12 protein-coding genes and 2 tRNA genes are annotated in these 14,184 nt (G+C 65.4%); 8 read left to right on the top strand and 6 right to left on the bottom strand.

All coding sequences use genetic code 11. The features are described 5' to 3' along the window. Window positions 1-53 precede the first annotated feature (53 nt). The 5 genes from ACL02S_RS13910 (at window position 54) to ACL02S_RS13890 (ending at window position 6,075) form a co-directional block, all read left to right on the top strand. Window positions 54-599 (top strand): histidine phosphatase family protein, encoded by a 546-nt coding sequence (locus ACL02S_RS13910; protein ID WP_412802823.1) that lies wholly within the window; start codon window positions 54-56, stop codon window positions 597-599. Between the two features lie 46 nt (window positions 600-645). Further along, complete coding sequence (locus ACL02S_RS13905; RefSeq protein ID WP_412802822.1) at window positions 646-1,482, top strand: SDR family NAD(P)-dependent oxidoreductase; 837 nt, start codon at window positions 646-648, stop codon at window positions 1,480-1,482. Between the two features lie 318 nt (window positions 1,483-1,800). After that, window positions 1,801-5,394, top strand: coding sequence for an indolepyruvate ferredoxin oxidoreductase family protein (locus tag ACL02S_RS13900; protein ID WP_412802821.1), 3,594 nt, complete (start codon window positions 1,801-1,803; stop codon window positions 5,392-5,394). An 11-nt stretch (window positions 5,395-5,405) separates the two neighbouring features. After that, complete coding sequence (locus ACL02S_RS13895; RefSeq protein WP_412802820.1) at window positions 5,406-5,636, top strand: type II toxin-antitoxin system VapB family antitoxin; 231 nt, start codon at window positions 5,406-5,408, stop codon at window positions 5,634-5,636. Window positions 5,637-5,658: 22 nt separating this feature from the next. Then, a complete protein-coding gene (locus ACL02S_RS13890; protein ID WP_412802819.1) occupies window positions 5,659-6,075 on the top strand; it encodes a type II toxin-antitoxin system VapC family toxin in 417 nt (138 codons plus the stop codon). A 117-nt stretch (window positions 6,076-6,192) separates the two neighbouring features. On the opposite strand, the gene ACL02S_RS13885 is transcribed toward ACL02S_RS13890, so the two are convergent. Beyond that, entirely contained in the window at window positions 6,193-6,594 is a 402-nt protein-coding gene (locus ACL02S_RS13885) for a hypothetical protein (protein WP_412802818.1), read from the bottom strand. 251 nt (window positions 6,595-6,845) lie between these two features. Here ACL02S_RS13885 and ACL02S_RS13880 point away from each other — a divergent pair, with 251 nt between their 5' ends. Further along, entirely contained in the window at window positions 6,846-7,694 is an 849-nt protein-coding gene (locus ACL02S_RS13880) for an alpha/beta fold hydrolase (protein ID WP_412802817.1), read from the top strand. Window positions 7,695-7,818: 124 nt separating this feature from the next. Here ACL02S_RS13880 and ACL02S_RS13875 read toward each other — a convergent pair. The 3 genes from ACL02S_RS13875 to amaB form a co-directional block, all read right to left on the bottom strand. Then, window positions 7,819-7,895: transfer RNA gene (locus tag ACL02S_RS13875), tRNA-Met, on the bottom strand. 978 nt (window positions 7,896-8,873) lie between these two features. Further along, window positions 8,874-8,947 (bottom strand) — tRNA-Met (locus tag ACL02S_RS13870). Window positions 8,948-9,010: 63 nt separating this feature from the next. Continuing rightward, window positions 9,011-10,540, bottom strand: coding sequence for an L-piperidine-6-carboxylate dehydrogenase (amaB, locus tag ACL02S_RS13865; RefSeq protein ID WP_412802816.1), 1,530 nt, complete (start codon window positions 10,538-10,540; stop codon window positions 9,011-9,013). A 111-nt stretch (window positions 10,541-10,651) separates the two neighbouring features. On the opposite strand from amaB, the gene ACL02S_RS13860 reads away from it, so the two are divergent. Next, entirely contained in the window at window positions 10,652-11,104 is a 453-nt protein-coding gene (locus ACL02S_RS13860) for an Lrp/AsnC family transcriptional regulator (protein WP_412802815.1), read from the top strand. 64 nt (window positions 11,105-11,168) lie between these two features. Next, complete coding sequence (lat, locus tag ACL02S_RS13855) at window positions 11,169-12,503, top strand: L-lysine 6-transaminase (RefSeq protein ID WP_412802814.1); 1,335 nt, start codon at window positions 11,169-11,171, stop codon at window positions 12,501-12,503. 17 nt (window positions 12,504-12,520) lie between these two features. Here the strand turns inward: lat and ACL02S_RS13850 are convergent, their stop codons facing one another. Together ACL02S_RS13850 and ACL02S_RS13845 are read right to left on the bottom strand one after the other, a co-directional pair. Continuing rightward, window positions 12,521-12,880, bottom strand: a complete 360-nt coding sequence (locus tag ACL02S_RS13850; RefSeq protein WP_412802813.1) for a hypothetical protein — start codon at window positions 12,878-12,880, stop codon at window positions 12,521-12,523. A 202-nt stretch (window positions 12,881-13,082) separates the two neighbouring features. Further along, window positions 13,083-14,024, bottom strand: a complete 942-nt coding sequence (locus tag ACL02S_RS13845; protein WP_412802812.1) for a patatin-like phospholipase family protein — start codon at window positions 14,022-14,024, stop codon at window positions 13,083-13,085. Window positions 14,025-14,184 lie beyond the last annotated feature (160 nt).

Here is a 14,184-nt window from a genome sequence, read left to right as displayed (position 1 = left end):
CGGCCGATGCCGCTGGTGCGGCTCGACGCCGACTCGGCCGTACCCTTCCATGGATGCAGCAGGTGCTCAGACTCGACCTGGTCAGCCATGGCATGACCGAGGCGATGCGCAAAGCGCGCTTTCCCATCGACGAATCGCTTACCGAAGCGGGCCGCCGGTCGTTGTCCGGATACCGCGGGCCCTCGGGGCGACAGGTGCGCACCGGGCCGGAGCGCCGGACTGTGGAGACCGCTGTCGCCCTCGGGCTGTCCGGCGCACCGGACCATCGGCTGCGCGATCTGGACGCGGGTGCCTGGCAGGGCAGGGAACTGGGGGCATTGCCTCGGGACGAGCTGTCCGCGTGGCTCACCGACCCCGGCTTCCGCGGGCACGGTGGTGAGTCCGTGGTGGATGTCATCGAGCGGACCAGATGCTGGCTGGCCGAGATCGCCGCACAGGAGGTGGCCACCATCGCGGTCACCCACCCGGCGATCATCAGGGCCGCGCTGTTGGTGACCCTGGACGCCCCGCCGAAATCGTTCTGGCGCATCGACATTTCGCCCGGAAGCGGCATCCGATTGCATTATCGTGGGGCATGGACGCTGCACGGCACGCCCTAACGGAATCGCGGTAGGACACGGCGCGGTCGAAACAAGGAGCCCTCGTATGCGAATCCTCGGATCCGGCTACCCACACATCGACCTGCGCGAGGCGAATGTCCTGATCACCGGGGGTGGTCGCGGTATAGGCCGGGCCACCGCGGAACTGTTCGCGGACAAAGGCGCTCATGTCGTGCTCGGGGATGTGGACAAATCCGCGGCCGAAGCGGCGGCCGCCGAGATCGGTGCGGTCGCCTGCGAATTGGATGTTCGCTCCCGCGGCCGGTGGGACGCGGTGGTCACCGCGGTGGGCAGGATCGACATCCTGGTCAACAACGCGGGTGTCATGCCAGCGGGCGCCTTCCTGGACGAGCCGGATACGGTCGGGCAGGCCACAGTGGACATCAACCTGTGGGGACTCATCCACGGTATGCGGGCTGTCGCGCCGGGTATGGTGCGCCGCCGCCGTGGCCATATCGTCAATGTCGCCTCCCTGGCAGGCAAGGTTCCGGTCCCCGGCCTTGCCGTCTACAGCGCGAGCAAGTTCGCTGCCGTCGGCCTTTCGTCGACGACTCGGCTGGAGTTCGCCGAGTATGGCGTCAGCGTCAGCTGTGTGCTGCCCTCCGCCGTGCGCACCCGGCTCTCCTCGGGGATGGCACTCGGCCGTGGCATGCCGACCGTAGACCCGGAGGATGTTGCCGCGGCGATCGTGCGCACCTGCGCCACCCGCAAAGCCGAGGTGGCTGTGCCGAATTATCTCGGCCCGGTAGACATCGTGCTGGCCGCTGCGCCGGAACGCGCGGTGCACTTGGTCCGCAGGCTGTTCGACGGCGATCGTGCGCTGCACCCGGCCGATGAACAGACTCGGGCGGAGTACGAGCGGCAGATCCGTTCGCTCAGCTGACACCCTCGCCAAGCGTCGCACCGGCAGTGCCGGGTGGGCCGGGCTGCCTCGCCTGCGCGGTAGATCTGCCAGTGATACCTGCCGGTGATATTCGCACTGCCGTTCCTGGCATCGGTTCAGAGCAGCGGTATGCCATGGAACTGTCACCTACCTCACACGGTGCATAGGTGGCGCCTACCCATACCGCTGGTAATTGAGCAAAGTGCTATATGGATAGAGCAAAGGTTGTGCGTCCAGATCTCCGAATGCAGGATATCCGCATCAAGTGCACAACAATGTGAGGCGCCTGATCGGTGCCGAGCGGACGGGTGGATCTGTATGACCGAGCTCGCTGACCGCGATCTGATCCCAGCGCCCGATGACCTCGCCGACCGTTATCGACTCGCCGACCGTTACCGGGTCGGGATGCGGACCACCGTCCTCACCGGTGTCCAGGCCATCGCCAGGCAACTGTTCGAGCAGCACACGCGTGATCTGCGCGCGGGCAGGCGGGTCGGCACCTTCGTATCGGGATATCAGGGCAGTCCGCTCGGCGGTGTGGACAAGATGCTGGCCGGGATGCCGGAGGCCCTCGCCGAGCACGACGTCACCTTTGTTCCCGGGGTGAACGAGGAACTGGCCGCGACCTCGGTATGGGGCAGTCAGGCCGAGCTGCCTACCGGTACCGCGACCCACGACGGGGTCGTCGGTATCTGGTACGGCAAGGGCCCAGGGCTCGACCGCGCGACCGATGCGCTGCGCCACGCCAATATGTACGGGGCGAGCCCGCGTGGCGGCATGTTATTACTGGTCGGCGACGATCCGTCCGCGAAGTCCTCCACCGTCCCCGCCGCCAGCGAGCGTTCGCTGGCGGCGATGAATATCCCGGTGTTGTTTCCGCGCAATGCCCGTGAGGTCATCACCATGGGCCTGCACGGCGTAGCTCTGTCGCGCGCCTCGGGATGTCTTGTGGCGCTGAAGATCGTCGCCGATGTCGCCGATGGCGCGTGGACGGTCGCCGGTTCGGTCGGTGATATCGACATCGTGGTGCCCGAGATCGAGTGGGAGGGGCAGCGCTTCCGTTACCGGCAGCGCCCGATGGCCGCGCCTGCCGACAGCCTGCTCGCCGAAGCGGATCTCTACGGTCCGCGCTCGGCGATGGTGCAGGCGTACAGCACACGCAACGGACTGGATGTGCTGGAGCTGAACCCGGCCGACGCGACGATCGGAATCGCCGCGACGGGAACGACCTTCGACGCGGTCCGGCAGGCACTGGTCGATCTCGGTGCCGATGACGATGCCTTGTCTCGTGCGGGTATTCGGTTGCTGCGCATCGGCATGCCGTATCCCTTGGCCCCCGAACGAGTTCGGGAGTTCGCCGCCGGACTGTCCCGGGTAATCGTGGTCGAGGACAAGACCCCGTTCCTCGAGACCCAGATCCGGGACATCCTCTACGGCGTCTCCGACGCGCCCGAGATCGTCGGCAAGCGTGATGGCGTGGGCCGCCCGTTGTTCGCCCAGGACGGTGAACTCACCGCAGGGCGTATCGCCGCGCCGTTGCGCAGAGTGCTCGATGGCGTCCTCGAGTTGCGCCGCCCGCTACCGCAACCGCTGTCGCTGTCGGTGCTGCCCGCCACCCGCGCGCCCTATTTCTGTAGCGGCTGCCCGCACAACCGTTCCACCGCGGTACCGGAGGGTTCCTTGGCAGGTGGTGGCATCGGCTGCCACACCTTGGTGACCGTCTCGGATCGTGCCGACAGCAAGGTCACCGGCTTGACCCAGATGGGTGGTGAGGGCGCGCAGTGGATCGGTCAGGCGCCGTTCACCGATGTGCCGCATCTGTTCCAGAACATCGGTGACGGTACGTTCTTCCATTCCGGCCAGCTCGCTGTCCAGGCATGCGTCGCCGCAGGGGTGAATATCACCTTCAAGCTGCTGCACAACGATGTCGTCGCGATGACAGGCGCACAGCACGCCGAGGGGGCGCTCACGGTGCCGATGCTCACGCACAAACTCGCCACCGAGGGGGTGCGCCGAATTATCGTCTGCGCCGATGAACCCGCCCGCTACCGCAAGCGGGACCTCGCCACCGGGGTATCGCTCTGGCATCGGGATCGGCTGGATGAAGCGCAGCGTGTCCTGCGGGAGATCCCCGGTGTCACGGTGCTCATCTACGACCAGCACTGCGCCGCCGACGCGCGCAGGCAACGTAAACGCGGCACGCTGCCTGCGCGCCGGACCAGGGTGGTCATCAACGAGGCGGTATGCGAGGGCTGCGGAGACTGCGGTGTGCAGAGCAACTGTCTGTCGGTCCAGCCGGTCGACACCGAATTCGGCAGGAAGACCAGGATCGACCAGACCTCCTGCAATACCGATTACAGCTGTCTGAACGGCGACTGCCCTTCGTTCGTCACCGTCGAACTGCCCGATCCGGCCACTGCCAAGGCGCGCAAGAGCCCGAAATCACGGTGGCCGGAGCCGCCGCGATTACCGGAACTTCCCGGTCAGTCGCCGACATCGACCCAGAACATCTTCCTCGCTGGTATCGGCGGCACCGGTATCGTCACCGTCAACCAGGTGCTGGCCACCGCGGCATTGCGCGCAGGCTACGAGGTCGCCGGTCTCGATCAGATCGGTATGAGCCAGAAGGCGGGCCCGGTGGTCTCCCATCTGCGGTTCGCCCGCGGCGACCTGGAACCGGCCAACCGGCTCTCGCCAGCCTCGGCCGACTGCATTCTGGCCTTCGACCTGCTTGCCGCCGCCGATGCCAAGAATCTCGCGTACGGCGCGAAGTCGGCTACCGTCGCCGTCGCGTCGACAAGCAAAACGCCGACCGGCGCGATGGTCTACGACAAATCGGTGGCTTATCCACAAGATCAGCTGCTGTTGGATCGCTTGGCACGCGCCGCACGCGCGGTGCACGCGTTCGACGCGCTTGCCGCTGCCGAAGCGCTGTTCGGTAACACGACCACCGCCAATTTCCTGCTTGTCGGCGCCGCCTACCAACTCGGTGGCCTGCGGTTGTCCGCCGCGGTGATCGAGGAGGCCATCGCGATCAACGGCGTGGCGGTCGAAGCGAATATCGCCGCGTTCCACTGGGGCCGTATCGCGGTGGCCCGGCCCGATGAGTTCGCCGCGGCCACCGCTGTACGACGCCGTGTGGAAGCCCGGATCGATGCTCCGGAAGGGCTTTTCGATGGTCTCACCGCGACCGGAGAGACCAGGCGGCTGGTCGAGCTGCGCGCACGGGAGCTGATCGGCTTCCAGAACGTGACCATCGCTCGTGCGTATGTGACTACAGTGCAACGGATCTGGGACGCCCAGTGCCGGGTCGGCGACCGCACCGAGTTCAGCGAACAGGTGGCGCGTGGCCTGTACAAATTCACCGCCTATAAGGACGAATACGAGGTGGCCCGGCGGCTCACCGCCCCTGATTTCCTGGCCGATGTCGCGGCCCGGTTACCTGATGGCGCGAATCTGACCTACCGGCTGCACCCACCGATCCTGCGAGCCATGGGACGGAAGAAGAAGCTCGGCTTCGGCCCGAGAAGCCATCTGGCTCTGCGGGTACTTGCCAAAGGGAAACGTCTGCGTGGCACCGTGTTCGACCCGTTCGGCTACAGTCACGTGCGCCGGGTGGAGCGCGCCGTGCGCGACCACTACATCGCCATGGTGACCACCCTTGCCGATACCCTCACGGAAGCGAACTACGACCGTGCCGTCGAGGCCGCCGGCCTGCCCGATCTGGTTCGCGGCTATGAGGACATCAAGCTCGCAGGCGTGGCGGCCTATGCCGAGCGACTGCGCGGTCTCGGTATCGAGCCGCCACGCTATCAGCAGCCTGGTGGTGGTCCGGAGCGCCACCAGGCAGCCGTCCGGCCCGAGGTGAGCAACCCGATTCACAAACGAGGCATAGATTCGTCCTGTTCATAGATGATCCAGCTATGGCGCTGAGTATCAAGCATCCCGAAGCGGATCGGTTGGCGCGTGAACTCGCGGCCCGAACCGGGGAGACGATGACCGAAGCTGTGGTCATCGCCTTGCGTGAGCGACTGGCGCGGGAAACCGTCCTGGCACGTTCGGTACCGCTGCGTACTGAGCTGGCGGCGATCCGGCGTAGATGTGCCACACTCCCGGTTCTCGATGACCGCGCCGCCGAAGAGATCCTCGGCTAGGGCTACCGAGGCTGCCGTCCCGATGGTGATCGACACCTCGGCTGTCCTGGCCATGCTGACCGATGAATCGGACGCGCCTCGTTCCGAGGCCGCGATCGCGGCCTACCCCGTTCGATTCATGTCCACCGCCACCTACCTGGCGACCTCGATCGCCATCGAAAGCCGCTACGGCGACGCCGGTGGGCGAGAGTTCGATCTGTGGATGCATCATGCGGCTGTCGACTTGGTCGCGGTGCATCCCGAGCATGCGCACGCGGCCCGGCTCGCATACCGCACCTACGGTAGAGGCACCCATGCGACAGGGTTGAACTACGGAGCCTGTTTCTCCTACGCCCTGTCCAAGGTCAGTGGCGAACCGCTCTTGTTCAAGGGGAACGATTTCCCGCACACCGATATCACCGCCGTGGTACTGGCCGAGATCGGCGCCGAAGACGAATAGACGACCAGGACGATAGCGGGCTTACTACTCTGCGCCCCCTCGGCCTCGCCCGGTCCGCCTCCTTCGGCCTCGTCGGTGGAAGGAGGCAGACCGTAGCGCCTGTCATTCGGCCGGTCACTACTTCCATTCGAACAGCTTGCCCTCGGACTTGCCGCCGACGACGGTGTACTCGAATATGACCGCGATCCCGTTCAGTGCGCTCAATTCGTCGCCGGTGGTCTCGAAGACCTCCGAACCTCGCCAGGCGACGGTCCCTGGACCGGTGAATGTGCCGACCCCTTGCCCACGGAACGTCGCCGTCTGTCCGTGCGCGGTGACCACGAACCCGGTGCCCTCGCCGACAAGCGTGCCGTTGGGGCGCATCGTGCTGGTAAAGGTCACGGTGGCTTCGACCTGAACGTCACATATCGTACCGACCTGATGGTCGGTCATCTCCGTTCGCGGGCCGAAACCGGTGTCGTCGAGAATGCGTGTGCCGATCATCTGGCCGCTGACTTCGCCGACCTGCTCACCAAGCATGATGATCTCCTCGCGGTGTTTGTTGTCGGGGGCTGGAACGGTGCCCCGCGGTAGATGGACAGCGCGGGAAAGGCCATCCGACCGCACCGGCAGAACAGCCCTGTAATGCCGGGGGCCCGCCCCAGCTCATCGACTCCGTGATGAAGCCGACAAATCAATCGTAGGCCGAGCAGGGGGAGTAGCGGGAGTGCCTCGGCGTCGTCCGGCGCCGTGTTCGGCACGGTAGCGGGTGTTCCGCATAGGCTTCGACCATGGAAACGATCACCACACCGGCCGGTATCGAGCTCGCTTTCGATCGCTATGTCGGTGGTGATGCCGGGACAGTGATCCTGATCGGCGGTGCCTTCGGTTATCGGAAGTTCCCCAAGATGGTGCGTTTGGCCGAGCGGCTGGCCGAAACCTATCGGCTGACCGTTATCAATTACGATCGCCGCGGTCGTGGCGACAGTTCCGATTCGCCTGGCGACTTCCGGGTCGAGAACGAGATCGATGACATCGCCGCGTTGGTCGAGGCGGCAGGCGGCTCGGCAGCACTGTTCGGCTGGTCCTCGGGTGCCGTGCTGGCGTTGCTGGCAGCCGCTCGGGTTCCTGGTATCACCAAGGTGGTCGCTTTCGAGCCACCTTTCGTCGTCGACCGAAAGAACTTCGTTCCCGCAGCGGATCTACAGGTGCGGCTGCACGAGTTGATCGCGGCCGACCGCCGCGCCGAGACGGCGAAGTTCTACCTGACCAAGGCCATGGGGATGCCGCGCGCTTTCACCGCGATCATGCGGTTCACGCCGATGTGGAAGAACATGATGGCCACCGCGAACTCGACGGCACACGATTGGGCCGTTATGAGTCCGTATATGCGCGGTAAGCCGCTCGACGCTGCAGAATGGTCCACCGTCACCGTACCGACCCTGGTCCTCTCCGGCGGCCGGAGCGGCGCTCTGCTGCGTACCGGCGCCGAGGCCATCGCGGCAGTGCTGCCCAATGCGAGGCATTGTGAGATAGCGAAGTTGAGTCACAACCCCGATATCGAACTCCTCGCACCCGCGGCGGGTGGATTCCTCGCCGAGCAGGCGGACGACGATCGATTCGGATCGGCGAACCCGTAACTGCTTCCCCTGCGGCGCCAGTGCGATCACCGATCAGCAGTTTACGGTGGCGATACCAGGAAAGATCGGGCTGGATAAAGAAAACCCCGGGGCGGCCGGTATGGTGACCGGCCGCCCCGGGCCTTGGTAGCGGGGACAGGATTTGAACCTGCGACCTCTGGGTTATGAGCCCAGCGAGCTACCGAGCTGCTCCACCCCGCGTTGCGGGGACAACACTACACGGGTGGGGGCGAACTACCGAATTTGCTGTTCGTAGGTGGTTGGTCGGCCGGAATCTTGCCCGATCTCATGGCTGTTGTGTGGCAGGGCGCGGACGCCGCTACCTTCTTCGGCTGTCGTCCGGCAGACATGTTCCGGGTTCGTGGCCACCGATCCGATGGGATCGGCGAGAGGTCAGGGAGCCATGACCTTCAGGCGGCATACCTCCCGGTGGTACTTCGTGTAGGAGTGGGAGCTTACTCGGAGCGGATCTTGTTATCCGGCAATGTCGTTCGTCAACTCGGTCCTCACGTGCGCTGCCCGTTGGGGGCGTGCGGCGCTGCGGAACACCGGCCGGTGATCTGCACCCGCTATCGGAGCCGGGTAGGTTTCGCGAGCTTCCTGCTTGTGACTGAAAAGCTTCGTTCGGTTGTCGTTCATTTCTTGGTACTCCAATGTGGTTTGTGTATGGGGGCTGTGGTCATGCGCAGGTGATTCCTGCAGAACCAGTTGGATGCCCAACGCATTCGGTGACCGGTCGGGTTATGAGTGCGTGGCCACCACGCGCCACCGATCGGTCCGCGGGCATTGTGCCCGGTGTCGCGTCTCGTCGAGGGCGGGTCAGGACGGCATTCCGGCGCAACGGCACATACCGCCATTCCGGTGGTGAACCGCTTCGGATTGCTGCCGCTTTCGGCGATGAGTGGCCTCTCGTTACGAGGTGGAATGAAGAACCAAGGTGAAACGAGGGCTTCGGCGTCATAATCGACGCTCCGCCCAGCCGCACGTGTGGCTCGCCACTCGCCATATGACGACAGTCTCGTTTATCAGCTACCGCGGATGGGGCTGACGCTTTCCAGGCTACACGGCTCGCCGCGAGGTGGGTGTGTCTCCCGTCCAGAACTCGATGGGTCGACCGATGTCGGGTTCGCCGATAGGCAGATGTCCCCCGGAGAAGTTCTCCGGGGGACATCTGCCTAGTAGCGGGGACAGGATTTGAACCTGCGACCTCTGGGTTATGAGCCCAGCGAGCTACCGAGCTGCTCCACCCCGCGTTGCGTAGTCAACGTTACACGGCCGGGGGTGAACTGCCGAATCTGCTGGTAGCGGGCGGTTTCTCAGCCGAACTCGATGCCCTGGGCCAGCGGCAGTTCGGTGGAGTAGTTGATGGTGTTGGTGGCCCGGCGCATATACGCCTTCCAGGAGTCCGAGCCGGATTCGCGACCACCGCCGGTCTGTTTCTCCCCACCGAAGGCGCCACCGATCTCGGCGCCGGAGGTGCCGATATTGACATTGGCGATTCCGCAATCGGATCCGTCGGCGGCGAGGAAGCGTTCGGCTTCGCGCTGGTCGGTGGTGAAGATCGAGGACGAAAGGCCCTGTGGCACTTCATTGTGCAGGTTGATCGCCTGGTCGAAATCGTCGTAGCCGAGCACATACAGGATCGGTGCGAAGGTTTCTTCGCGCACCACCGAGGTCTGGGCGGGCATGCGTACGATGGCGGGCCGCACATAGTAGGCGTCGTCGCCGAATCCTTCGACGCGCTCGCCGCCGCAGATCAGTTCGCCGCCGTCGGCCACCGCCTTGTCCAGTGCGGCGCGCATCGCGGTGTAGGCATTCCCATTGATGAGCGGGCCGACCAGCGTCCCCTTGTCGAACGGATTGCCCACCGGGAGTTGCCGATACGCCCGCTCCAGCCGGTCGAGCAGTGCATCGGCCACGTCGCGGTGCACGATCAGCCTGCGCAAGGTGGTGCACCGTTGTCCGGCGGTGCCCGCCGCCGAGAACACGATGGCGCGGGTCGCGAGGTCCAGATCGGCGGAGGAGGTGACGATCGCGCCGTTGTTACCACCCAGCTCCAGCAGGCACCGGCCGAACCGCTCGGCCACCCGCGGCGCGACGAGCTTGCCCATCCGCACCGAACCGGTCGCGCTGACCAGTGCCACTCGCTCGTCCTCGACCAGCAGGGAGCCGATATCGGCGTTGCCTTGGAGCAGTTGATGCACTTCGGGGTCTGCGCCTGCTTCGGTGGCCGCGCGGCGCAGCAGAGTATGGCAGGCCAGTGCCGTCAGCGGTGTCGTCTCCGAGGGCTTCCACACCACGGTGTCACCGCAGACCAGCGCGATCGCCGTATTCCATGCCCAGACCGCGACCGGGAAGTTGAACGCCGAGATCACTCCGACCACACCGAGCGGATGCCAGGTCTCCATCAACCGGTGGCCCGGTCGTTCGGAGGGCATGGTGTGTCCGTAGAGCTGTCGCGACAGGCCGAGGGCGAACTCGCAGATGTCGATCATCTCCTGCACTTCGCCCGCGGCCTCGGCGGGGATCTTGCCCGCTTCCATGCTCACCAGCTCGGCCAGCTCATCGCGATGTGTGGTGAGCAGCTCCGCCAGCTTGCGTACCACCGCGGCCCGCTCCGGCGCCGGAACGTTCCGCCAGGTCCGGAAGGCAGCGGCGGCCCGGCCGATCGCGGCATCCGCTTCATCCGGCGAGCTGGGCCGTAGGGTCAGCAGCTGCCCCCCGGTGATCGGAGTGCGTGCGGACAGCTCGCCCGGTTCCGGTGCTGTTATGCCGAGCGCATGTAACAGCGTGGTCGCGCGAGCGGTGAGCTCCTTGGTGGACTTGGCGCCGAGTACCTCAGTCATCTGTTGTTCCGTTATACCTTTCGGCCGCATCGCGGCATCGTGTCCCACATGGCGGGAGAGAGGGGATATTGCTTTGGACATGACCCGGGTCACCTGGGTTAGCCTTCGCTGATGGCGGATACACCGGCAAGACCCGTACTCGATGACATCGATCGTCTACTGATTCGTGAACTGATAGCTGATGGCCGGGCCACTCTGTCGAATCTGGCCGAGAAGGCGAGCCTCTCGGTATCCGCCGTGCAGTCACGGGTCCGTCGTTTGGAGGCGCGTGGTGTGATCCGCGGGTACACCGCGGATGTCGATCCCGAAGCGCTCGGCCAGATGCTGTCGGCATTCGTCGCGATCACTCCTCTCGACCCGTCGCAGCCCGATGACGCGCCCGCGGTATTGCAGCATGTCCCTGGTATCGAGGCCTGTCACTCGGTGGCAGGCGACGAGAGCTATGTCCTGCTGGTGCGCGTGGCGTCCCCCCGGCACCTCGAGCAGCTCCTCCAGGAGATCAGAGCGACTGCCAACGTACGTACCCGAAGCACCATCATCTTGCAGACATTCTACGATAAGTAGCGAATCTGTGTAATTTATCCGCCAAAGCGTGGAGATATCGCTAATTCTTTCGTACGCTCTGGGTGTGGCCATCGAACTGGAAAGCACTCGTACCGCGGCCGTTCCCGCCGCCAGGGTCCATGAGATCTTGTCGGCCAGCATCCTTGCCGACGGCTTTGATCTGGTACTCGACCTCCAGCAGTCCCGTGGCTGTCGCCTCGTCGATGAACGTGACGGCAGCTCCTACCTCGATATGTTCGGCTTCTTCGCCTCCAACGCGCTAGGCATGAACCATCCCGCTCTCGCCGATGACATGGAGTTCCGGGCGGATCTCGTCACCGCGGCGCTGAACAAACCGAGCAACTCCGATATGTACACCGTCGAGATGGCTCGCTTCGTCGAGACATTCGTCCGGGTACTCGGCGATCCGCGGCTACCGCATCTGTTCTTCATCGACGGCGGTGGCCTCGCGGTGGAGAACGCGCTCAAGATCGCGTTCGACTGGAAGAGCAGGCACAACGAAGTTCATGGCCGGGCACCGGAACTCGGCACCAAGGTGCTGCACCTGACCGGCGCTTTCCACGGTCGCACCGGTTACACCATGTCGCTGACCAATACCGACCCGGTGAAGATCGCACGGTTTCCCCGCTTCGGCTGGCCGCGGATCGACGCCCCCTATCTGACCGATGCCTTCGATATCGAGGAGGCAGAGGCGAACGCACTGGACCAGGCGCGGCAGGCATTCGCGGAGAATCCGCACGATATCGCGTGTTTCATCGCCGAGCCGATCCAAGGCGAGGGCGGTGACCGGCATTTGCGTCCGCAGTTCCTGCGCGCTGTGCAGCGACTGTGCCAGGCGAACGACGCTCTGTTCATCCTGGACGAGGTGCAGACCGGAGTCGGAATGACCGGAACCACATGGGCATATCAGCAGCTCGGACTGGAGCCGGATGTCGTTGCCTTCGGCAAACGCACGCAGGTATGTGGTGTCATGGCGGGTGGGCGCGTAGACGAGGTGCCGGACAACGTGTTCGCGGTCAGTTCCAGGCTGAATTCCACCTGGGGTGGCAACCTCACCGATATGGTGCGCACCCGGCGCATTCTGGAAGTGATCGAGTGTGACGAGCTGATCGAGCGTTCCGGGCCGCTTGGCGCATATCTGCTGGAGCGGCTGACCGAGCTCGCCGCACGGCATGCCGTCGTCAGCGAGCCACGCGGGCGTGGCCTGATGTGCGCGGTCACGCTGCCCTCGGCTCGGCTGCGCGATGAGGTGGTCACCGCGCTGCGCGAGCGGGCGCATGTACTGATTCTCGGCACCGGTGAACGGGGCATTCGTTTCCGGCCGCCATTGACGGTATCGCGCGCGGAACTGGACGAAGCCGTCGACGCACTGGATCGGGTGCTGAACGGCCTCGGATAGCTCACGAATGGCCGCGATCAGGGTAGGTCGGCGGCCTCGATGCGCTCGGTCAGGCCGAGACCGTCCGTGAGGAAACGCCGGACAGACCGCAACCCGGCGTCCAAGGCGAGCTCGTAGCCGGGGTGCGCCCATCCGCTGACGGTCGCGGCGCCGTCACCGGTAGGCGTCACCCCGACCTCGGCGACCAGCTCGGCGGTAGTCGGTTCGCAGACGGCCCAGGAGAAGTGGGTTTCCTCGGCCCAGCCCGCGCTACGCAGCGTCACATAGTCCGGATCGGTGATCTCGCCTGCCGCCAGTGCTGGGCGATCATCGATGCGGTCGTCTGCGCGTAGGGCGCGCAGATACCAGACGCCCGCGTTGATCTCGATCGGTTCCATAGTCTCCGCTTCCCGCACCGTGTCGGCTGTCGACCAACGCCCGTGTGCTGATTCTGTTCGATTCCACGGCATCGAGCCGCGCTCGGCGACTGGATCGGACGCATACCGGTGGTGCGTGCTTGCCGTTGCGGGCAAGGGGCCGGTGGGTGGCATCAGGGGTCCGGCGTGCGCAACCGTATGCGAAGAATTCACCCACCGCCGCTCACGCGGTGGGTGTGACCGTGGTGGACAGCGCCGATACCACGGCATGGTGGCCGATGCGCAGGGCAGTGGCCAGCAGTTCGGTATCGCGGCTGGAACTGTCGATATCGGGCGAGCCGAGCGGTGGGTGGATCTGCAGTACGGACTCGCCGAGCTCGGCCAGTGCCGTATCTTCGATATCCTGCTGCCCGGGGCGCTCGCGCCAGGCTCGATAGGCGCCGGGCGCCACGGTGCGCAGATAGCCGCCGCCGACGATCTGATGCAGCAGCGAGGCGGGTGGGCGTCGCTCATCGGCGCGCCGGGTGCGCAGCACAAGGGCGTGCGTGGCGGATGCGCGGAAGGCGGTGCGGATGGGCACCGTCTCGGCGAGACCACCGTCGAAGTAGGCGCTATCACCGAGGGTGACCGGTGGTCCGGCCAGCAGCGGCAGGCCGGCCGAGGCGCGTAGCGCACGCATGAGCGTGCGTTTGTCGGTGATCCGCGGATGTAGGTCCACCGCAAGACCGGTACGGATATCGGTGGCGATCGGGTGGAATGTGGTGGAGCCTGCCAGGATCGCGTCGAAATCCATCGGCTCGACGCCGTCGTACACCTCATGAACGAGATACCGTAGATCGAACGGGGGGCGTCCGCGCAGGAAACGGGCAGGGTCGATGGCGCGGCGCATGATCGCCGAATCGGTCCAGGGGCGCATACCGAGGATCGCGCGCCCGCTCAGTAGCCAGGCGCCGTTGATCGCCCCGGCGGACGTGCCGTAGACCGCGTCGAATACCGAGGTGAGCCCGAGTTCCTCCAGTGCGGCCACCATTCCGCCGGAATACACGCCCCGGCTGCCGCCACCCTCGATAACCAACACGAGCCGATGACCATCGGCACGACTGGCGGTGGTATGGCGTGCGCGGATCAACTCCGCGACGGGGGAGGTACTCGGCGAGCTGGTCACCGGATCACGATACGGCATCGCGGTATCCGCATCAGGTGCGGGAAGGACGGTATACGGACACTCGAAAGATCGCGGACACCACCAGCGAACACCGGTGGGGGGGGCCCCGGGGGGGCGCGCCCCCCCGGGGTGGGGGGGGGCCGACAAGGTTTACCCCCGG

It is taken from the genome of Nocardia spongicola (genome assembly GCF_047200775.1).
GTDB lineage: Bacteria > Actinomycetota > Actinomycetes > Mycobacteriales > Mycobacteriaceae > Nocardia.
This window is presented reverse-complemented; position numbering and strand designations above follow the sequence as displayed.